Raw genomic sequence first — 19,125 nt, forward strand, 5'->3', positions numbered from 1 at the left:
CGCGCGCGGGGCAGTGAATGGTCGTCAGCCGTCGAGCGCCTCGACCGCGAGCTCCGCCAGCCGATGGTCGCGCGATTCCTCGTGCGCGGTGATCGTGATGACCGCGTCGTGCGCCTGATGCACGATGACGTACTGCCCGTACGCGCCGTCGAGGCGCCATGCGTCACCGGGGCCGTCCCACACGGCGAGCCCGTAGCGCCGGAAGTCCTCAGGGCCCTCGGCGCGCACCCAGTCGCGGTGCATCGCGTCGACGTACTCGGCCGAGACGAGCTGCCGGCCCCGCCAGGCGCCGCGGTCCCGCAGCACGCGGCCGATGCGGGCGAGCTCCTCGGTGCGCAGCTCGAGGCCGCTGCCGCCGACGATCCATCCCTGCGGGCACCGGTGCCACTGCGGGTTGTGGATCTCGAGCGGGTCGAACAGCCGCGGCGTGAGCCAGTCGCGCACGTCGCCGACCCGCGCGCCCAGGGCCCGCATCGCGACGTATGTGCTCGCGTCGGAATAGTGGAAGACGCGACCGGCGGATGGCCGTCGCAGCATCTCCTGCGCGAGGTCCGGCCAGGGGGCGGGCTGGTTTCCGAACCACTCGAAGTCGATGCCGCTCGTCATCGTGAGCAGGTGACGCAGCGTGACGGCTTCGACGCCCGCGCCGAGTTCCAGGTTCGGAAGGTAGTCCGCGACCGGATCGTCCAGCCGCGCGATCCCCTCGTCCACGGCCATCCCCATCGCCAGCGCGCACACGCCCTTGGAGACGGAGTAGATGTTCTCGCGCTCATCGCTGCGCCAGCGATGCTCGGCAGTGTCACCGCGGATGAGCACGTGAAGGCCATATGCGCCGAGGCGCTCCTGCTCTATGCCGCGAACGACATACTCGAGAACGCTCTGCGCCGAGGTCATGCGGTCAGTCTGCCAAAGACCCCACCGCGAGCGCGGCCATCCGGTCGCCGCCGATGTGATCGTGGGCGGTGAGGGTGACGACGGCGTCGCCGCGGAAGACGAGGAGTTGCCCGTACGCGCCGTGGAGGCGCCACGCATCATACGGCCCGCCCCATCCGGCCAGCGCGTAGCGCTCGTATCCGGGGCCGGCATCGCGCTCGACCCAGTCGGAGTGCATGGCATCGATCCATCCGCTCGAGACGAGGGCGCGGCCATCCCACTCGCCCCGGTCGCGGATGAGGCGCCCGAGGCGCGCCATCTCGTCCATCGTCAGGTGCAGGCCGCCGCCCGCGCGGATGAACCCGAGTGGGCATCGGTCCCATTCCGCGTCGGCGATGCCGAGCCGTGCGAAGAGGCGCGGCTCGAGGTAGGCGTGCACGTCGCCGACGACGGAGCCGAGCGCGCGCATCGCCGTGTACGTGCTGGCGTTCGAGTACTGGAAGACGCGGCCGCGCGACGGTCGGCCGAGGAACTCTCGGGCGAGGTCGGGCCAGTCCTCGAACATCGTCTCCGACCACGGCAGGTCGATGCCGCTCGACATCCGCAGCAGGTGCCGCGTCGTGACGGCGTCGACGCCCGCGCCGAGCTCGAAGTCCGGAAGGTATGCGGCCACCGGGGCGTCGAGGTCGAAGGCGCCCTCGTCGGCGGCGATGCCGGCCGCGAGCACGCAGACGCCCTTCGCGACGGACTGGATGTCGATGCGGACATCGGGGGTCCAGCGGTGCGCGGCCGCGTTGTCTCCGATGAGGACGTGCGCCCCATCCGCTCCGAGCCCTTCGGCCTCGATCCCGCGGACGAGGCGGTCGAGGGCGATCTGCGCGCGGTTCATACAGCCAGTGTCCCAGCCCAGCGTGATCTGCAACTAAGCTTCGGCCGAACCGCGCGAAAGGGGCTGCCCAGGATGCCATCCAATCCGTTCACTCCGACATTCGGCGTGACGCCCCCTCTCCTGGTCGGCCGACAGGACGAGATCGACGACTTCCGGTTCGCTCTGCAGGAGGGCATCGGCGCCCCCGAGCGCATGACGCTGCTGACCGGCATGCGAGGCACCGGCAAGACCGTCCTCCTCACCGCGTACGAGGACGTCGCGCGCAGCGAGGGGTGGCTGGTGATCTCCGAGACGGCCGAGCCCGGGATGATCGACCGGCTCACGAAGACGGCCGTCCCCGGGCTGCTGGCCGAGATCGACGAGCAGCATGAGCCGCGACCGGACTTCCGATACCGCATGAACCAGCTGCTCGACGCGATCGAGCCCGAGGACGGCGTGCTGATCAGCATCGACGAGATCCGCGGCACCGAGGACTTCGAGCTGCTGAGCCACACCGTGCAGCATCTGCGTCGCGAGGAGCGGAACGTCGCCTTTGTCGGCGCGGGTCTGCCCTCGTCCGTGCAGACGGTCCTCTCCGCAGATCGGCCGACGACGTACCTGCGGCGTGCCGACCGTCGCCACCTCGGCATGCTGGAGGCCGACGAGGTGCGCGCGGCGCTGGAGGTGCCCATCCTCGACGCCGGACGCGGCATCGCCTCCGATGCCCTCGACATCGCCGTGGAGGGCACTCGCGGGTATCCGCTCATGGTGCAACTCGTCGGATTCGAGACGTGGCAGGCGTCTCGAGACGACAACGAGATCACCGCCGAGCACGCGCAGCAGGGCGTGGCGACGGCGCAGCGCAGGATCGGCGAGCTCGTGCACGAGCCCGCTCTGGCCGATCTCTTCCCCGCGACGAGCAGCAGCCGCGGCTGACGAGTCGGAAGGGCCGGCGCTCGGCCCCTTGACGCCGCCCGCACAACGCCCTAACGTACAACCAAATGGTTGCACGAAGTGATTCACACGAAGCCGAGGTGGACCGGATCTTCCGGGCACTCGGCGACGCGACGCGCCGCGACATCCTGCGACGCACCCTCGACGGCGAGCAGTCGGTCTCGGCCCTCGCCGCCGGATACGAGATGAGCTTCGCCGCCGTGCAGAAGCACGTGGCGGTGCTCGAAGCCGCTGAACTCATCGTGAAGCGGGCCGAAGGAAGGGAGCGCCTCGTGCGCGCCGACCCGGAGACGATCGCGAAGGCGCAGCGTCTCCTCACCGAGTACGAACAGCTCTGGCGATCGCGCATCGACCGCCTCGACGAGCTGCTCGCCGAAGACGACACCTGATTCGCAGAGGATGCCGCGGCATCCGCTTTCAAAGGAGAAATGCCATGCCTGTCACCTCCGTCGTGAGCGACCCCCACGCGCTCACCGTCACGCTGGTCGCCGACTTCCCGGTCGGCCCCGAGCGCCTCTGGAAGGCCTTCACCGACCCGCGTCAGCTCGAGCGGTTCTGGGGTCCTCCCGGATACCCCGCCACGTTCGGCGCGTTCGACCTCCGCCCCGGCGGCATCGCCGACTACGCGATGACCAGCCCGCGCGGCGAGGTCTCGCGCGGACGGTGGGAGTTCACGAAGGTGTCGGACCCCAGCTCCTTCGAGGTCATCGACACCTTCGTCGACGACTCGGGCGACGCGATGGACATGCCCGCGTCGCGAACCGAGTTCGCCTTCACCGGCACGGATGGCGGTGGCCGCGTCACAAGCACCACCCACTTCACCTCGGTGGAGGCTCTCGAGCAGCTGACCGCCATGGGCATGATCGAGGGCCTGACGATGGGGGTCAATCAGCTCGATATCGTGCTGCGGGATCTGCGCGAGTACGCGCAAAGCCGGGGCGCGGAGCTCGAGATCCTCGACGATCAGCACGTGCGCATCACCCGGGTCATCCGCGGTCCGCGTGAGCTGGTGTGGCGCGCGCACTTCGAGCCCGAGCTGATGCAGAAGTGGCTGCTCGGTCCGGATGGCTGGACGATGCCGGTCTGCGAGACGTCCACCGAGGTCGGCGGCACGTACCGGTACGAGTGGGAGCCCGCCCCCGGCGTCGAGGGCGAGCGCTTCGGCTTCGAGGGCGAGGTGCTGCACGTCGAGCCGGGCCGCCGCGCGGTGACGACCGAGCGCATGATCGGCATGCCGGATGGCCCGACGACGATCAACGACCTCTCGCTCTACGAGGAGGACGGCGTCACCCTGCTCACGCAGCTCATCGAGTATCCCGATGCGGCGACGCGCGACATGATCCTCGAGACCGGCATGGTCGACGGCATGGAGGCCTCGTACGCGCGGATGGAGGCGCTCGTGCTGGCGTGATGCCCGGGGCACGCGAGCTGCCGGTCAGTCGCGGGCGGCGAGCTCCCGTGCCCACGGCAGATCGGCCCCCGCGCGCGAGACCGTGACGGCAGCCGCAGCCGCGGCGGCGCGCCCGATCGAGGCGATCGCGGCCTCGTCGAGGTCGCGGCTGCCGGTCTCGACGAGCGAGCGGATCAGCGAGGCCATGAACGTGTCCCCGGCCCCGATCGTGTCGACGACGTCGACCCGCACGGGAGGGATGCGGACGACGTGCTCGGCGGTCGCGAGCAGCGCGCCGTCCCCGCCGAGCGTGACCGCGACCATCCGCGGGCCGAGCGCGAGTACCCGCTGCGCGACCTCATCGACCGGAGTGTTGGGGAACAGCCAGGCCGCGTCCTCGTCGCTCATCTTCACGACGGTGCATTCCGCGGCGATCTCCTCGAAGCGGGCCAGTGCGGTCGGACGCTCGCCGACCAGCGCGGGGCGGATGTTCGGGTCGAACGTGATCTCCTCGGCGTCGCTCGCGCGCAGGATCGCGAGCACGGAGGTCGCGCCGGGCTCGAGGAAGGCGGCGATCGAGCCGGTGTGCACGACCTGCGCAGCCGGGGCGGCGCTCTCCGGCAGTGACCAGTCGATGTCGAATGCGTAGGTCGCGCTGCCGTCGGCGCCGATGCGCGCGGTGGCGGTCGACGTGGCCGCCGGGAAGACGGACTCGGGCAGGACCTGCACGCCCGAGTCGCCAAGGCGAGCGGCGATGCGCGCGCCGCGCTCGTCGTTGCCGATGCGGGTCAGGAGCGCGACGTCGACGCCGAGACGGCCGAGTCCGAGCGCGACGTTGGCAGGGCTCCCGCCGACGTGCTCCTCCGATCCCTCCGCCGCGGTCACGATGTCGATGAGGGCCTCGCCGATGACGAGGACGTCGGTCTGCGAAGGCGAGGTCATGAGTTCTCCAAGCGATACGCGCGGGATGGTGCGGAGGGGGTCAGTGCGTCAGCGCGGTGACGAGGCGCCGGGGATGGAGCTTCTGGTCTGCTGTGACTTCCCTCGATGCTACTCGTCAGCCCTCGGCCGCTTCGGAAGTGATGTCCGCCGGCTCGCGGCACGCGCGGCGATGTTCACGCGGTCGCGACGACCCCACAACATGCCGGAAACATGTGCCCCGCACGATGTCCAGCAATGGATACGTTCACGAGCACAGAGTCGGCGGGCCCTCGCGGTGCCCGCGTTCCCGCTCGCCGCCGCGTGTACGAGGCGCTGCGGACCGAGCTGCTCACCACGGCCGTGTCGCCCTTTCAGCGGTTCACCGAGGAGTACGTCGCCGAGCGCTTCGCGGTCTCCCGCACGCCGGTGCGCGACGCGCTCGCACGGCTCGAGGGCGACGGCCTGCTGATCAATCGCGGCGGCGCGCTGTACCGCTACATCCCCACGCTCGAGGAGTTCACCGAGCTCTACGAGCTGCGGATCCTGCTCGAATCCCACGGCATCGACCGCGCCATCGCCGACCCGACCGTCGGACACTCGCGCCCGGTGCTCGAGCGCGAGATGACGCTGTGGCTGGAGCGCGGCGCACGCCGGGTCGAGCCCGACCCGGGCTTCGTCGACGCCGACGAGCAGTTCCACGTCGAGCTGCTGCGCGCGGCCGGCAATGCGCAGCTCGTGCAGTCGCTGCAGCAGGTGAACCGTCGGATCCGGCCCATCCGCATGCACGACTACCTCACTCAGGATCGCGTCGACGCCACGGTCACCGAGCACCTGGAGATCCTCGACCTCACCCTGCGCGGGCGTCTGCGTGAGGCCCGCGACGCCCTGCGCAAGCACGTCGGCCTGTCCCAGTCCATCGTCGAGGCGCGTGCCGCGCGCGCCATGCAGATCGCGCAGATGTCGTGATCGCGGAAACGGAGAACACCATGCCCGTCCTCAGCTCCCACCTCGCGCCCGTCGCGGCCGTCGCCCGGCTCTTCGACGCCATCCGCTCGGCCCCCGCGGAGATCTGGATCACCCTGCGCGATGAGCAGGACGTGGCCGCCGACGTCGCGGACGTCCGGCGCCGCACCGAGGCGGGCGAGACCCTGCCGCTCGCCGGCTACGTGTTCGCGGCCAAGGACAACATCGACGTCGCGGGGCTCCCGACGACCGCCGCCCACCCGGCCTTCTCGCACATCCCCGAGCGCACCGCGACCGTCGTCCAGCGTCTTCTCGACGCGGGCGCCGTGCTCGTCGGCAAGACGAACATGGACCAGTTCGCGACGGGTCTCGTGGGCGCGCGCAGCCCGTACGGCGCAGTGTCCAGCGCGCACGACGCGGACCGCGTCTCGGGCGGGTCGAGCTCGGGTTCCGGGGCGGCGACCGGATGGCGCATCGTCGACTTCGCCCTGGGCACCGACACGGCAGGGTCGGGGCGTGTGCCCGGCGCCTACAACCGCGTGGTCGGACTGAAGCCGACCCTCGGTCTCCTGCCGCTCGACGGCGTGCTGCCGGCGTCGCCCTCGTACGACACCGTGTCGATCTTCGCGCCGGACGTCGCCCTCGCCACGAAGGTGCTCGACATCGCGGCAGGCGTCTCCGACCTCGACCCGCACAGCCGCTCGTGCCCGGCGGACGTGCCGCAGGCGGCGCCCGTGCGCCCGCGGGTCGCCATCCCTGACGACGCGTCGCTCGTGTCGCTGTCACCCGCCATGCGCGAGGCCTTCGCCGGTGCCGTGCGTCGTGCCGAGGAGTTCGGCGCCGAGGTGCAGACCATCGACTTCGCTCCCTTCCTCGAGGCCGCGCAGCTGCTGTACGACGGCGGACTCGTCGCCGAACGAGGCTGGTCGTTCGGTGCGTTCCTCGCCGCGCACCCCGAAGGTGCCGACCCCTCCGTCGCAACGATCGCAGCCGGTGCCATGGCGGTCGACGGGGTGAGCGTCATCGACGCGCAGCAGACGCTCCTCGCGCTGACCGCCGAGGCGCGGCGTCGCATCGACGCCGTCGACGCGCTCCTCATCCCGACCGCGCCCATCCACCCCCGTCACGACGAGCTCGCCGCGGATCCCCTCGGCGTCAACCGCACGGTCGGCACGTTCACGAACTTCGTGAATCTCATGGACCTGGCCGCTGTGGCGGTGCATGCGGAGACCGTGCCCGGCGAGGGCGAGTTCGGCGTCTCGTTCGTCACGCCGGCCTTCCACGACCAGGTCGCGGCCGACCTCGCTGCGCGCTTCTGCGCTGAGGACCCGGGGGAGCCGCTCGCGTTCTCGGGCGGCGTGGATGTCGCGGTGTTCGGCGCGCACCTTCGAGGCGAGCCGCTCAACGGCCAGCTCCAGGCGCTCGGCGCGCGCTTCGTCCGCGATGTCGTGACCGCTCCGACGTTCCGCATGCTCCTGGTCGAGGGGGAGGTGGACCGCCCCGCGGTCATCCGGTCAGCGGACGGCGCAGAACTGCCGGGCGAGCTGTGGCGCCTCTCTCCGCTCGCGGTCGCGCAGCTGCTGGGGACCATCGCCCCTCCGCTCGCCCTCGGGCACATCGAACTCTCCGACGGCAGCGTCGTCCTCGGATTCACCGCGTCGGTCGTCGGCGAGGAGCGCGACATCACCGATCTCGGCGGCTGGCGCGCCTACCGTGCCGTCGCCTCCGTCTGACCACCCGAGCACTGACCACCCGAGCACGAGGAGAACCCCATGAACGTCACCCAGCCCCTCGCCCTGACCGGTGCTCTCGCCGCGGTCACCCTCATCGCCGGCTGCGCTCCGGCCGAGGCCTCCGCCGAGGGCGACACCATCACCATCGGCACGTTGCGCAGCCAGCCACACCTCTTCAGCCCCTACTTCTACGAGGACGTCGCGGCAGACGGGCTCGAGTTCGAGATCGTGCTGTTCGACACGTCGAGCGACATCAAGAACGCGATCGTGTCCGGCTCCATCGACTTCGGCGTGACGGGCGCGGCATCCGTCATCTCGGGCGTCGCCGAGGAGCAGGACGTCCGCGTCGTCGCCTCAGCAGCGGACGGCGGCACACGCATCGTCGCCTCCCCCGACATCGAGACGGCGGACGACCTCAAGGGCAAGAAGGTCGGCTTCCCCATGGGCGCCACGCAGGAGATCCTTCTCAAGCGCACGCTCGAGGCCGAGGGCATCGACCCCGCAGCCGACGTCGAGCTCGTCAACCTCCCGTTCGCCGACATGGCAGGCGCCTACGAATCGGGTCAGATCGACGCCTTCATCTCCGCTGAGACCGGTCCGTCGATCGCGATCGTCGGCGGTGCGCACGAGCTGCTCTCGGCATACGACACCCCGATCGGCAAGACCAACATCGTGCTGGCCACGAGCAACTCGCTTATCGAGAGCGACCCCGAGCTCGTGCAGGACGTCGTCGACACGCACGTCGCCGCCATCGAGGAGATGAGCGCCGACACCGAGGCGTGGGCGGATGGTCTCGAGAAGGAGTTCGCGCTCGACCCGGAGGTCACGCAGACGGCCATCGACAACACCTGGGCGCGCTGGGAGCTCGACGACGCCTACGTCGCGACCCTCGAGGCGATGGGCGCCGAGATGTTCGCCTTCGACCAGATCGCATCCGAGATCGACCCCTCGCTCCTCGTCGACACCACCTTCGTCGACGCCGCGTCGGCGTCCTGACCCCGAGACCCGAGGGAGACTTCGATGACCGTCACCCTGGAGGCGCTCGCGCCCGACCGCTCGGCGCCACCCGCGCCATCCGCTCGCCTGCGCAAGCGACCCCGTCTCTCATGGACGTGGGCGGTCGCGCTGCCCGTCCCGATCCTTATCCTCATCGGATGGCACCTCGGCGCCGTCAGCGGATGGGTGCTGCCGTTCGACATCAAGATGGCGTTCCTGCCCACGCCGGCGGAGGTGGGTCTGCGGCTGGTGGACTTCGCGGTCGGCGGCATCTACGACGACTCGTACAGCGGAACGCTCTGGGGCCACCTCGGAGCCTCCGCCCTGCGGGTGCTGCAGGGCTTCCTCCTGGCGGTCGCGGTCGGCGTGCCACTCGGGGTGCTCATGGGACGCTCGAAGCTGCTGTTCCGGATGCTCGAGCCAACCGTGAACCTCGTCCGCCCCATCCCGGTGACGGCATGGGCGCCGCTGGCGCTCCTCCTCATCGGGTTCGGCGACCGCTCGACGGTGTTCCTCGTCTTCCTCGCGGCGGTGTTCCCCGTGCTGCTCAACACGATCAGCGGTGTGAAGCAGGTGCCGACGCGCCTGTTCGAGGCCGCGGCCATGCTCGGCACCCCGCCGCTGCAGGCCCTGGCGAAGGTGGTGCTGCCCGCCGCGGCGCCGCAGATCATCGCCGGTATGCGCATCGCAATGGGCCTGGCGTGGGTGATCCTCGTCGTCGGCGAGACCGTCGGCATCAACACCGGCCTCGGCGCCCTGATCACCCAGGCACGGGAGCAGTCGCGGACCGACCTCATCATCGTGGGGATGGTCGTGATCGGCCTCGCCGGGTTCGTCGCCGACCGTCTCCTCTCGCTCGTCTTCGCCGTCGCCTTCGGGCGACGCCCCATCCAGACCTGATGAAGGGAACGCACATGACCGAGAACGACGCCCCCACCGCGGGAGCCCCGGCCGACATCGTGATGGACGGCCTCGGCAAGAGGTACCCCGGCTCGCCGATCGCGGCCGTCGAGGGCGTGGACCTCACGGTCGCCGCCGGCGAGGTGGTCTGCATCGTCGGGGCCTCCGGGTGCGGCAAGTCCACCGTCCTGCGGATGGTCGCGGGCTTCGAGACCGTGACGGATGGCGCGCTGCGGGTCGCAGGGAAGGACGTCGCGGGCGCCGGCCCTGATCGCGGCGTCGTCTTCCAGGACTACGGCCTCTTCCCGTGGCTCACGGTCACCGAGAACATCGCGTACGGGCCGAAGCAGGCGCGGCTGCCGAAGGCCGAGGTGCGGGAGCGCACCGCGCAGGCGCTCGCCGCGGTGGGCCTCGCCCGCGTGGCGGCGTCGTTCCCGCACCAGCTGTCGGGCGGCATGCAGCAGCGCGTGGCCATCGCGCGACTGCTCGCCAACCGGCCGTCGGTGATGCTCATGGACGAGCCGTTCGGCGCGCTGGACGCGCTCACCCGCACGGATATGCAGCATGAGCTCCAGCGCATCCAGCGGCTCGCAGGCACGACCATCCTGTTCGTCACGCACAGCATCGAGGAGGCCGTCTACCTCGGCGACCGCGTCGTGGTCATGGCCGGCGGCACCGCGCATGGCATCTCGGGTCATGTGCGGGAGATCGTCGACATCCGGCTGGGGGCCGACCGCGACCCCACCTCGCCGGAGTTCACCGCCTACGAGCGCCGCATCGACGCGCTCGTGCACGCGGGGAACGACCGGCGGCTGGAGCCCGTCGCCGGCTGACGCGCGGTTCCTGCCATCCCCCTCATTCGCCAGTGCGGGCGACTCGCTTTCCGCCCGGATAGCGGGTCGCCCGCACTGGCGAACGGTCGGAGTCAGAGGCCTCGAGCGACCGCAGCCCCTGCGGCGAGCCAGGCCCGCTGCGTGATCGGCCGGAGGGAGTCGTAGCTCACCAGGCCGTCGACCATCGCCGGGTCGTGCGGGATGGTCACCGCCTCGCGCACGAAGGTGCGGTAGCCGTCGGCGACTCGGGCCACGTCCGCGGCGGTCGCCTTCGGGTCGGCCTGGCTGACGACGGCGACGGCGTTCGCCGCGAGCTGCGCGGAGCGCTCGTCGCGGTCGGAGAGGCTCTCGAGGAGGAGCGCTCCGGCCTCCGCGTGGTCGGCCCGCGTCGTGGTGGCGAGCACGATCTGATCGGTGTGGTCGATCATCCGCAGCCACAGCGGGTCGGTCTCATCGTTGCCGGAGTCGATGATGATGAGCCGGTAGTACTTGGCGGCGACGGCGTGGATGGCGTCGACGTCCTCCGCGGTGATGCGCTGCTGCGTCGCGAGCACGGCGGGCTTCGACCGCAGCACGTCGAAGCGGTCGGCGCTCTGGTGGTGAACATAGCTGGCGAGGTCGGCCGACTGCGCCGAGGTGCTCAGCAGGTGCCGCGTCTGCGGCAGCAGCTCGAGGAGCGTCGCGTCGTGCGGCCCCTGCTCGGTGCGCCATCCGAGCGTGCCGCGGGTCTGGTTGTTGTCCCAGGCGAGCACGCCCGCCCCGCCGTTCCGCGCGAAGGTCGCCGACAGCAGGATGGTCGTGGGCGTCTTCGACGCGCCGCCCTTGGCGTTGACGATTGCGACGGTGCGCGGGCCCGGCCAGTGCTGGGACACCGCGGCGATGTCGGCGCGCTCCTCGCGCTCGGCCGCGCTCGGCGCCATCCGCATTCCGGCGCGGGTGGCGGCGCCCCGCCATCCCTGGGTCGCGGGCTTCTCGACCTGCTCGATGGTCAGGAACGAGCGACGCAGGTCGCGGCGGCGGACGGCCGCGGCGGTCTCGGGCTGCGCGGCCGCGGTGGACGTGTGCGCCTTCTCGACAGCCTGCTCCTCGGCGGTGCGGGCCCATCCCTGTGCGCGCAGTGCGGGCTCCGGTTCGGGCTCCGGCGCAGGCTCCGGTTCGGGCTCCGGCGCAGGCTCCGGTTCGGGCTCCGGCGCGGGCGCGGGTTCCGGCTCCGGCACGACCGGCGCCGGGCGCGCGGCGGGCTCGCGCGGCGGCGGATTGTCGTCCACCTCGGTCGAGCCGTCGGGGTGGATGATGAGCGGCCACTCCCCGTCGGGGTCCACCATGAACGCGCGCACGGGGCGGGCGAGCTGTGCGGCCTTATCCGCGACGATCGTCACGGTCTGCGTCCGCGCGGCGGCGAGGTCGGCGCCCGAGACCGGGTAGCTCGTGCCGCCGATGACGACCTCACCCGTGCCGTCGGGGTGCAGGGTCGCCGTGACGCGCGGCCAGGTGGCCACCTCTGTGCTCGTGCTGCTCATGCTTCTCCTTCTATCCGAGCGTGATGCCGACCTCGGCCATGAAGTCCGCGGGATCGACGTTCTCCCCGTCGACGAGCACCTCGAAGTGCAGGTGGCATCCGGTGGACTGACCACTCGATCCCTCCTCGGCGATCTGCTGACCGCCCTTCACCTCGTCGCCCACGTCGACGAACATGCCGTTGTCGTACATGTGCAGGTAGCGGGTGACGATGCCGCCACCGTGGTCGATTCTGAGATACCCGTTGCCGCCGGAATCGAAACCGCGCTCGACGACGACGCCGTCGTTGACGGACCATATCGGGGCGCCACAGCCCGCGGCGAGGTCGATGCCGTAGTGGAACTTGCGCTCGCCGGTGATCGGGTGGATGCGGTACCCGAAGGGGCTGGTCACGGGACCGGCGTCGGGCGACGCCCATCCCTGCGGGTTCACCTCGCCGGGCGTGGTCTCGCCACCCGCGCAGGTGTTGCCCCCGTTGCCCGGGGCGAGACCGGTGTCGACACCCGAGAGGCCCTCCACGATGGCGACGGCGCCATCCCAGTACTTCTCGTAGTGGTATGGGTCGGCGTTGCGCTGCACGCGGTGGGCGGCGATCGTCGGCGGCAGGTTGTCGCGGTCCTCGATCGTCATCAGCACGCGGAAGAAGCTCGTCGACGAGATGTAGGGGTCCATGCGGTCGGCGTAGGAGCCCCACGCTCCGTTGTCCCGCTGCTGGAAGAGGCCTCGCGAGTCGGGCCCGGCGAGGTCGCCGTAGTCGATGACGGTGAGGCTCGACTCGCCCATCGCCGTCATCACGCCGATGGTCTGATCGCGCACGCCGAGTCCGAGGTCTTTGCCCGCCTGCATGACGTAGGCGGCGTTGACGAGCTGCTCACCGCCGTAGCCGGCGATCTCGGTGTCGGGCACGTCGTCGGGGTCGATGGTGATGCTCGTGCCCGGGTCGGATTCCGGGTTGCACTGCGTCGCCGAGCCCTCGTCGGATCCGAGCAGGACGATGCCGAAGACCGTGCCGAGGATGAGCAGCGGCACGGCCGCGATCGCGACCAGCGACCCCGACTTGCGCTCGGACATCGGCTAGCTCGCCCCCTCGGGGGGCGTGAAGCGGCTGACGAGCCAGGGGGAGCCGGCGTCCTCGCGCGACAGGATGAGCGTATAGGCGCCCGCGTCCGTGGGAACCTCGACGTGCGCGAGGTAGGCGCTGGTGTCGTCGACGATGACGGCCGGTCCGGTGACGGCGGACGCGGGGACGTTGGCGGGGTCGACGTATGCGTAGTCCTGGGCCGCATCCGCGGTGAGAAGCGGCTCCACGCCCTCCCACCAGGCGTCCGCATCGAGAGATGGCCGGGCGAAGGCGGTCATGGCCGCCACCGCGGCGTCGACGACGGCCTGACGCGACGCCTCGTCCCACTCGGGGGCCTCGTGGCGTCCGGGTTCGACGCCGTCGTCGGGCACCGCGTCGGAGGGCGCGGGGGTGAGCGAGCGGACACTCTCCGGCACGGCGGGGCTGCCGGAGGAGGTCGCCGGGGGACAGCGGCGGGCGGCTCCTCACGCGACACGGTGCACCCGGTGACGAGGAGCACGGCCGCCATGGCGGCGGCGGCCATCCGTGTGCGCATGGTCAGTCCTGCTCCTCGACGACCGGCGGCATGACTCCGCCGCGCGGGGCGTTCGCGCCCTTGCGGAGCGTGTCCTTCAGCTCGGCGGTGATGATGAACCACGTCGAGCCGACCTTGTAGCCCGGTATCGTGCCGTCACGGAGCCAGTGGTAGACGCCCTGCTTCGTCATCCCGAGGAGCTCGGCGACCTCGGGAGCGGTGAGCGTGGGCCGACGCCCCTCGAAGAGGGTGTCGAGTGCATCAGTCATCGGAATCACCTGCGCCCCGGTCCGCATGGGCCGAATCTATACGCCGTCCCATTGTGTCGCCATCCTTCATTCGAAAGCATACGCTTCCGCCTTCTCTTGCTCCTGTTTACCCCCGCGTCTAGGTTGTGGTGTAGAAAACTACGGACACCATTCTGAGGGGGAGGGTGACGTCGTGTCAGATGGCAGCAATCCCTGGCTCTCGCGACCTGTCGAGCCGGCGGTGCCCGTGCCCGCGGCGAGCGAGAGCGCGGCGAAGCGGCCGACGGGTCCGTCGGTGCCGCAGCGCGGCGTGCCTGCTCCCGACCCCGCTGACCGCCTGCCGACCCGTCCGCTGCCGCAGGCCGCCGACCTCTGGTGGGTCGGCGCGCACGGCGGATCGGGGGAGTCGACCCTCTCCACCCTCGTGCCCGACTGGCCCGCCGCGGAGCACGCCTGGCCCGAGCCGCCCGGTGACGCGCCGACGCGCGTGGTGCTCGTCGCGCGCACGCATATGCGTGGCCTGCGCGCGGCGCAGGCCGCTGCCACCCAGTGGGCAGCGGGGCTCGTGCCGCACGTGGAGGTGCTGGGCCTCGTCCTCGTGGCCGACGCTCCCGGGCGACTGCCGAGGCCGCTGCGCGACATGACGCAGCTCGTCGGCGGCGGCGTCCCGCACACCTGGACGGTGCCGTGGATCGACTCCTGGCGCCTGGGGGAGCCTCCTTCCCTTCCCGAGGCCCCGCGCGAGGTGCGGCGCCTCGTCGACGACCTGAACGCCCTGCTTCGACCTGGTGCCGACGGCACCGCCCACCGAAAGGAAAATCGATGAGCATGCTGGCAACCGTCCTCGCGACGGGAAGCGACCTCCTCACCGCGGTCCCCCTCGGGATCCCCAACCCCGACCCGGTGCAGCCTCCCGGCACCGAGGGCTTCAACACCGTGATGGGCTGGGCGAAGTGGGTGGCGCTGGCCGTCTGCATCCTCGGCCTGTTCGCCGCGGGCGCGCTCATGGCCATCAACTCCCGCCGCGGCGAGGGTGGCGAGCACGTCGGCAAGATCGGGATGGCCCTGGCCGGCGTCATCGTGATCTCCGCGGCCGCCGCGCTCATCGGCTTCCTCGCCACCTGATCGGAGGCCGCACGTGACCAGTCAGGACAACGAGGAGCGCAGCGCCTTCTCGCGCCCCGGATTCGTCGTGGCGGCCGTCGTCGTGGCTCTGATCGTCGTCGCCGGCGTCGTCCTCGGGATCGTCAACGCCACACGCGACGACCCCGAACCCGACGCCTCGCCGACGTCCGCTCCGAGCACCGCACCCAGCGCGGCGCCGTCTGCTGAGCCCAGTGCCGACGCGGAGACGGCGAGCGTGTGCGGGCTGCCCGGCGAGGAGCGCTCGGGCAGCCTCAACACGGCGCCCGAGACCGCGTGGGAGTACCAGGACGTCATGGCCTACCCGACGTCGCCGGCATTCGGACCGGCCGAGACCTCGCCCGATGGCGTGCGCTTCTGCTTCCAGCACTCCGTGGAGGGCGCCCTGTTCGCCGCCGGGAACGCGGTCGTGCAGGCGTCGTCGCCGGAGACGTCTGCGGCGTGGATCGAGTACTTCCTGTCCGCCGACGCTCCGAACCGCGAGGAGCTGGTGAGCGATGTGTCGTCGGGCGCCTCGTCGGACACGCGCGTGGGCATCGCCGGCTTCCGCGTGCTCGCGTACGACGGCGACACCGCGCGCATCGACATGGCCTTGCAGGCGGTCGGCGGCGGCGACACGGTGTACGGGTCCGCGGTCTACGACCTCGTGTGGGAGGCGGGCGACTGGAAGCTCCTCCCGACGGATGCGAGCAATCCGCTGCGCATCGCGCAGATCCCCGACGCCGCGGGATACGTCGCCTGGGAGGAATGAGCGCGGATGGCGGAGAAGGAGGACGGGTGCGGCCTGATCGACCCGACGTGCTGGGCGGGTGACTGGCTCGAGTCGGCCGTCGGCGATGCCATCGAGAACATGGCGGAGGCGGTGAAGCAGAGCTTCGGACAGGCCATCGCCTCGCTCGGGACGATCTGGATCAACATCGGCACGCCGAACCTCACCGGGTCGGGCGAGGGGTCTTCGCTCGCTCCGGGCAGCGCTGCGCCTGACGCCGGCAACATCACCACGGTCCTCGGCTACGTCACCTGGATCAGCCTCGCCGTGGCGCTGCTGTCGCTGTTCCTCCTCGGGGCTCTCCTCGCGCTGCGGATGCGCGCGGGTGAGGGCATCGCCTCGCTCGGCCGCGTGGGCCTCATCCTCGGCGCGGTCGTCCTCATCTCCGGCGCCAGCGCGCTCGTGACCGGGCTCATGCCGTCGGGGCCGAGCAACGCCAGCGGCGCCGTGGGGTACCTGCAGTCGGGCCTGTGGTGGTACATGGGCGCGGCCGCCGTGGTGTCGGTCATCATCGGGGGAGCCCGGATGGCCTGGGAGCAGCGCGGAGAGCCGGGTCGCGAGACGGTGAAGAGCCTGCTCACCCTGGTGGTCGTCGCGGGTGCGGGCGTCACCGTCGTCGGCCTGCTGGTCGCCGCCGCTGACTCGTTCGCAGTGTGGATCATCGACGGCTCGCTCACCTGCGACGCGTCGGTCACCCGGGATTCGGCGTGCTTCGGCGAGAACATGCTGCTGCTGCTCGCGCTCACCACGAACGCGGGAGCCGGCGGCCTCAGCGCGCTCCTCATCATCATCCTCGGGCTCATCGCCATCATCGGCGCGGCCATCCAGATCGTGCTCATGGTCGCCCGGGGCGGCATGCTCGTCATCCTCACGGGGATCCTCCCGCTCTCGGCGTCGTTCACGAACACCGAGATGGGCAAGTCGTGGTTCAAGAAGTGCATCGCGTGGCTGGTCGCATTCATCCTCTACAAGCCGGCTGCCGCCATCGTCTACGCCGCGGCCTTCCAGCTCGCCGGGACGAACGTCTTCCGCGATGACGGCTCCGGCCTTCTCGCCGTGCTCACCGGCCTCATGCTCATGATCATCGCCCTGTTCGCGCTGCCCGCGCTCATGCGGTTCGTCACGCCGATGGTGGCGGGGCTCGCGGGCGGCGGCGCCGGCGGCGCGCTCGCCGTCGGCGCCCTCGCCTCCCTGCCGAGCGGGGCCGCCGCGGCCGGCCGCCTCGCCTCCGGCAGCGGCAGCGGCGGGGGCGGCCGCACCGGGAGCTCGGGACCCTCAGGGCAGAACGGGCAGCAGGGTGCGCAGGGCCCGACCGGCGGCCAGGGCTCGAGCAGCTCGGGCTCGAACGGCTCGGCGGGGCAGGCCGCGCAGGCGGCCGGGCCGCAGCAGACGAGCACCGGCGCGGGGCGTCCCTCCGGCGGCGGGTCGTCGGGCGGCGGCGGGTCGAGCGGCGGATCTTCGGGCGGCGGTGGATCGTCCGGCGGCGGCGCGAGCGGCGGCGGGCGTGGTGCGTCCGCGGCTGGAGGCGCGGCTCCCGGTGGCGGAGGCGGCGGTGCGGCCGCGGCGTCCGGTGCCGGCGGTGGCGCGGCCGCGGGTGGCGGTGCGGCCGGTGGTGCTGCCGGAGGTGCCGCGGGAGGTGCTGCCGCGGGAGGCGCGGCCGCCGGTGGTGCCGCAGGAGGAGCGGCGGCGGGAGCCGCGGCGGGACCGGTCGGCATCGTCGCGGGCGCCGCCGCGGGCGCGGCGCTCGACGCGGGCAAGAAGGCCGGGCAGGCCGCCGCAGCCGCGGCGCAGGCCCTGGGAGAGCAGGCGACAGGTGAAGGAGGCGGCCCCGATGGCAGCCGTTGACATGAACGCGCGGGGTCCGCGCACCTACGGCAACTGGCGGCGCCCGACGTCGCCGGGCATCCTGGGGCTGGGCTCGGTCGGCACGGCCCTCCTCCTCGGAGGGCTCATCGCCGTGGTCATCGCCGTCATGGTCGCGGGCCTCCTCGAGGCGGTGATCCTCGCGGCCGTCCTCGGCGGCGTGATGCTCGCCGTGCTCACGAAGGACTCGCACGGCAAGAACGTCATCAGCCGCGCCGGCGCCCGCGTCGCGTGGTGGTCGGCGCGCTCGCGCGGCACGCACCTCTACCGCTCGGGCCCGCTCGGCCGCGCCCTGTGGGGCACCTACCAGCTGCCGGGCCTCGCGGCCCCCACCCGCCTGTCGGAGCACACCGACAGCTACGGCCGCCCCTTCGCGCTGCTCTACACACCCGCCACCGGCTCGTACTCGGTCGTCATCGGCACCGAGCCGGATGGCGCGGCGCTCGTCGACCAGGAGCAGATCGACGTGTGGGTGGCCGACTGGGGCCACTGGCTGGCGAACCTCGGGGACGAGCCGGGCGTCGAGGCCGCCTCGGTCACCATCGAGACCGCGCCGGACTCGGGCACGCGCCTGCGCCGCGAGGTCGAGATGAACGTGGACGACGACGCCCCCGCGTTCGCGCGCGAGATGCTGGCGGAGGTCGTCGGCCGCTATCCGGCGGGCTCCTCCACCGTGAAGGCGTACGTCGCGGTCACCTTCACGGCCGCGCCGCGCGCGGGCGGGAAGAAGCGCACGCCCGATGACATGGGCCGCGAGCTCGCCGCGCGCCTGCCCGGTCTCACGGCAGGTCTGCAGGCGACCGGCGCGGGGGCCGCGCATCCGCTGTCGGCGCAGGAGCTCTGCGAGGCCATCCGCATCGCCTACGACCCCGCCGCCGCCCTCCTCATCGACGAGGCGCACGCCGCGGGCGAGACGCCCGAGCTCACCTGGCCGGATGTCGGGCCCTCGGCCGCGCAGGCCTCGTGGGGCGGGTACCGCCACGACTCGGCGTACTCGGTCACGTGGGCGATGACGTCCGCGCCCCGCGGCAACGTGCAGTCGGGCGTGCTCGCCCGCCTCCTCGCCCCGCACCGCGACATCGCCCGCAAGCGCGTGACGCTGCTCTATCGCCCCATCGACGCGGCCCGCGCGGCGGCCATTGTCGAGGCCGACCTGCGCGCGGCGGAGTTCCGCGTGACCTCGACGAGCAAGCCCGCCGCGCGCGACAGCCTCGCCGTGCGCGCGGCGCAGGCGACAGCGAGCGAGGAGGCGTCGGGCGCGGGCCTCGTGCAGTTCGGCATCCTCGTCACCGCCACCGTCGCCGACCTGTCGAAGGAGGCCGACGCCCGCGCGGCCATCGACAACCTCGGGGCGACGGCCCGCCTGCGCCTGCGCCCGGTCTACGGCTCGCAGGACTCGGCGTTCGCCGCCGCCCTGCCGCTCGGCCTCGTGCTGCCCAAGCACATCAAGGTTCCGGCGGAGCTCCGGGAGAAGCTGTGAGCGCCCGGCGTGCGCGGGACGAGCGCGTGGAGAAGCCACGGAAGGCCGCGAAGCCCCAGAAAGCGCAGAAGCCCGACA

20 protein-coding genes are annotated in these 19,125 nt (G+C 71.8%); 13 read left to right on the forward strand and 7 right to left on the reverse strand.

Annotation, left to right across the window (positions count from 1 at the left end):
* Positions 1-24: 24 nt before the first annotated feature.
* Complete coding sequence (locus D7D94_RS11015; RefSeq protein ID WP_156242648.1) at positions 25-894, reverse strand: serine hydrolase domain-containing protein; 870 nt, start codon at positions 892-894, stop codon at positions 25-27.
* Between the two features lie 4 nt (positions 895-898).
* Complete coding sequence (locus D7D94_RS11020) at positions 899-1,762, reverse strand: serine hydrolase domain-containing protein (RefSeq protein WP_156242649.1); 864 nt, start codon at positions 1,760-1,762, stop codon at positions 899-901.
* 105 nt (positions 1,763-1,867) lie between these two features.
* Here D7D94_RS11020 and D7D94_RS11025 point away from each other — a divergent pair, with 105 nt between their 5' ends.
* The 3 genes from D7D94_RS11025 (at position 1,868) to D7D94_RS11035 (ending at position 4,106) form a co-directional block, all read left to right on the forward strand.
* A complete protein-coding gene (locus tag D7D94_RS11025) occupies positions 1,868-2,677 on the forward strand; it encodes an ATP-binding protein (protein WP_173024305.1) in 810 nt (269 codons plus the stop codon).
* Positions 2,678-2,742: 65 nt separating this feature from the next.
* Positions 2,743-3,084, forward strand: a complete 342-nt coding sequence (locus D7D94_RS11030; protein ID WP_156242651.1) for an ArsR/SmtB family transcription factor — start codon at positions 2,743-2,745, stop codon at positions 3,082-3,084.
* Between the two features lie 44 nt (positions 3,085-3,128).
* Positions 3,129-4,106 (forward strand): SRPBCC family protein, encoded by a 978-nt coding sequence (locus D7D94_RS11035; RefSeq protein ID WP_156242652.1) that lies wholly within the window; start codon positions 3,129-3,131, stop codon positions 4,104-4,106.
* Positions 4,107-4,130: 24 nt separating this feature from the next.
* Here the strand turns inward: D7D94_RS11035 and D7D94_RS11040 are convergent, their stop codons facing one another.
* Positions 4,131-5,027, reverse strand: coding sequence for a carbohydrate kinase family protein (locus tag D7D94_RS11040; protein WP_156242653.1), 897 nt, complete (start codon positions 5,025-5,027; stop codon positions 4,131-4,133).
* 234 nt (positions 5,028-5,261) lie between these two features.
* Here D7D94_RS11040 and D7D94_RS11045 point away from each other — a divergent pair, with 234 nt between their 5' ends.
* The 5 genes from D7D94_RS11045 to D7D94_RS11065 are packed head-to-tail and all read left to right on the forward strand — an operon-like array spanning position 5,262 to position 10,431.
* Positions 5,262-5,972: a GntR family transcriptional regulator gene (locus D7D94_RS11045; protein ID WP_156242654.1), complete on the forward strand. Its 711-nt coding sequence runs from the start codon at positions 5,262-5,264 to the stop codon at positions 5,970-5,972.
* A 20-nt stretch (positions 5,973-5,992) separates the two neighbouring features.
* Positions 5,993-7,702: an allophanate hydrolase gene (gene atzF, locus D7D94_RS11050; protein ID WP_156242655.1), complete on the forward strand. Its 1,710-nt coding sequence runs from the start codon at positions 5,993-5,995 to the stop codon at positions 7,700-7,702.
* Positions 7,703-7,741: 39 nt separating this feature from the next.
* Positions 7,742-8,698: an ABC transporter substrate-binding protein gene (locus D7D94_RS11055; RefSeq protein WP_156242656.1), complete on the forward strand. Its 957-nt coding sequence runs from the start codon at positions 7,742-7,744 to the stop codon at positions 8,696-8,698.
* A 24-nt stretch (positions 8,699-8,722) separates the two neighbouring features.
* On the forward strand, positions 8,723-9,598 hold the full coding sequence (locus D7D94_RS11060; RefSeq protein WP_156242657.1) for an ABC transporter permease: 876 nt from the start codon (positions 8,723-8,725) through the stop codon (positions 9,596-9,598).
* Between the two features lie 14 nt (positions 9,599-9,612).
* Positions 9,613-10,431: an ABC transporter ATP-binding protein gene (locus tag D7D94_RS11065; RefSeq protein ID WP_156242658.1), complete on the forward strand. Its 819-nt coding sequence runs from the start codon at positions 9,613-9,615 to the stop codon at positions 10,429-10,431.
* Between the two features lie 92 nt (positions 10,432-10,523).
* On the opposite strand, the gene D7D94_RS11070 is transcribed toward D7D94_RS11065, so the two are convergent.
* The 4 genes from D7D94_RS11070 to D7D94_RS11085 all read right to left on the reverse strand — a co-directional run bounded on the left by D7D94_RS11070 (position 10,524) and on the right by D7D94_RS11085 (position 13,813).
* Positions 10,524-11,951, reverse strand: a complete 1,428-nt coding sequence (locus D7D94_RS11070; RefSeq protein ID WP_156242659.1) for a MinD/ParA family ATP-binding protein — start codon at positions 11,949-11,951, stop codon at positions 10,524-10,526.
* Positions 11,952-11,961: 10 nt separating this feature from the next.
* Complete coding sequence (locus D7D94_RS11075; protein ID WP_156242660.1) at positions 11,962-13,020, reverse strand: M23 family metallopeptidase; 1,059 nt, start codon at positions 13,018-13,020, stop codon at positions 11,962-11,964.
* Between the two features lie 3 nt (positions 13,021-13,023).
* Positions 13,024-13,446 (reverse strand): hypothetical protein, encoded by a 423-nt coding sequence (locus D7D94_RS11080; RefSeq protein WP_156242661.1) that lies wholly within the window; start codon positions 13,444-13,446, stop codon positions 13,024-13,026.
* A 121-nt stretch (positions 13,447-13,567) separates the two neighbouring features.
* Complete coding sequence (locus D7D94_RS11085; protein WP_246171777.1) at positions 13,568-13,813, reverse strand: helix-turn-helix domain-containing protein; 246 nt, start codon at positions 13,811-13,813, stop codon at positions 13,568-13,570.
* A gap of 172 nt (positions 13,814-13,985) precedes the next feature.
* Here D7D94_RS11085 and D7D94_RS11090 point away from each other — a divergent pair, with 172 nt between their 5' ends.
* Genes D7D94_RS11090 through D7D94_RS11110 form a run of 5 tightly spaced genes read left to right on the forward strand, consistent with a single transcriptional unit; the run spans position 13,986 to position 19,047 of the window.
* Positions 13,986-14,618 carry a DUF6668 family protein gene (locus tag D7D94_RS11090; protein WP_156242663.1) on the forward strand — a complete coding sequence of 211 codons (633 nt, stop codon included), beginning with the start codon at positions 13,986-13,988 and terminating at the stop codon, positions 14,616-14,618.
* A complete protein-coding gene (locus D7D94_RS11095) occupies positions 14,615-14,917 on the forward strand; it encodes a hypothetical protein (RefSeq protein WP_156242664.1) in 303 nt (100 codons plus the stop codon). The genes D7D94_RS11090 and D7D94_RS11095 overlap by 4 nt, the downstream gene beginning before the upstream one ends.
* Before the next feature lie 13 nt (positions 14,918-14,930).
* Entirely contained in the window at positions 14,931-15,686 is a 756-nt protein-coding gene (locus tag D7D94_RS11100) for a DUF8175 domain-containg protein (RefSeq protein WP_156242665.1), read from the forward strand.
* A 6-nt stretch (positions 15,687-15,692) separates the two neighbouring features.
* Positions 15,693-17,549 carry a TrbL/VirB6 family protein gene (locus D7D94_RS14530; protein WP_156242666.1) on the forward strand — a complete coding sequence of 619 codons (1,857 nt, stop codon included), beginning with the start codon at positions 15,693-15,695 and terminating at the stop codon, positions 17,547-17,549.
* A complete protein-coding gene (locus D7D94_RS11110) occupies positions 17,536-19,047 on the forward strand; it encodes an SCO6880 family protein (protein ID WP_173024306.1) in 1,512 nt (503 codons plus the stop codon). The genes D7D94_RS14530 and D7D94_RS11110 overlap by 14 nt, the downstream gene beginning before the upstream one ends.
* Positions 19,048-19,125: the final 78 nt, after the last annotated feature.

It is taken from the genome of Microbacterium oryzae (genome assembly GCF_009735645.1).
Lineage (GTDB): Bacteria > Actinomycetota > Actinomycetes > Actinomycetales > Microbacteriaceae > Microbacterium > Microbacterium oryzae.

What these genes read in the sequence shown, in the direction of transcription:
- D7D94_RS11015 (WP_156242648.1), bottom strand. Translation starts at nt 894, where the DNA reads ATGACCTCGGCGCAGAGCGTTCTCGAGTATGTCGTTCGCGGCATAGAG.
- D7D94_RS11020 (WP_156242649.1), bottom strand. Translation starts at nt 1,762, where the DNA reads ATGAACCGCGCGCAGATCGCCCTCGACCGCCTCGTCCGCGGGATCGAG.
- D7D94_RS11030 (WP_156242651.1), top strand. Translation starts at nt 2,743, where the DNA reads ATGGTTGCACGAAGTGATTCACACGAAGCCGAGGTGGACCGGATCTTC.
- D7D94_RS11035 (WP_156242652.1), top strand. Translation starts at nt 3,129, where the DNA reads ATGCCTGTCACCTCCGTCGTGAGCGACCCCCACGCGCTCACCGTCACG.
- D7D94_RS11040 (WP_156242653.1), bottom strand. Translation starts at nt 5,027, where the DNA reads ATGACCTCGCCTTCGCAGACCGACGTCCTCGTCATCGGCGAGGCCCTC.
- D7D94_RS11045 (WP_156242654.1), top strand. Translation starts at nt 5,262, where the DNA reads ATGGATACGTTCACGAGCACAGAGTCGGCGGGCCCTCGCGGTGCCCGC.
- atzF (WP_156242655.1), top strand. Translation starts at nt 5,993, where the DNA reads ATGCCCGTCCTCAGCTCCCACCTCGCGCCCGTCGCGGCCGTCGCCCGG.
- D7D94_RS11055 (WP_156242656.1), top strand. Translation starts at nt 7,742, where the DNA reads ATGAACGTCACCCAGCCCCTCGCCCTGACCGGTGCTCTCGCCGCGGTC.
- D7D94_RS11060 (WP_156242657.1), top strand. Translation starts at nt 8,723, where the DNA reads ATGACCGTCACCCTGGAGGCGCTCGCGCCCGACCGCTCGGCGCCACCC.
- D7D94_RS11065 (WP_156242658.1), top strand. Translation starts at nt 9,613, where the DNA reads ATGACCGAGAACGACGCCCCCACCGCGGGAGCCCCGGCCGACATCGTG.
- D7D94_RS11070 (WP_156242659.1), bottom strand. Translation starts at nt 11,951, where the DNA reads ATGAGCAGCACGAGCACAGAGGTGGCCACCTGGCCGCGCGTCACGGCG.
- D7D94_RS11075 (WP_156242660.1), bottom strand. Translation starts at nt 13,020, where the DNA reads ATGTCCGAGCGCAAGTCGGGGTCGCTGGTCGCGATCGCGGCCGTGCCG.
- D7D94_RS11085 (WP_246171777.1), bottom strand. Translation starts at nt 13,813, where the DNA reads ATGACTGATGCACTCGACACCCTCTTCGAGGGGCGTCGGCCCACGCTC.
- D7D94_RS11095 (WP_156242664.1), top strand. Translation starts at nt 14,615, where the DNA reads ATGAGCATGCTGGCAACCGTCCTCGCGACGGGAAGCGACCTCCTCACC.
- D7D94_RS14530 (WP_156242666.1), top strand. Translation starts at nt 15,693, where the DNA reads ATGGCGGAGAAGGAGGACGGGTGCGGCCTGATCGACCCGACGTGCTGG.
- D7D94_RS11110 (WP_173024306.1), top strand. Translation starts at nt 17,536, where the DNA reads ATGGCAGCCGTTGACATGAACGCGCGGGGTCCGCGCACCTACGGCAAC.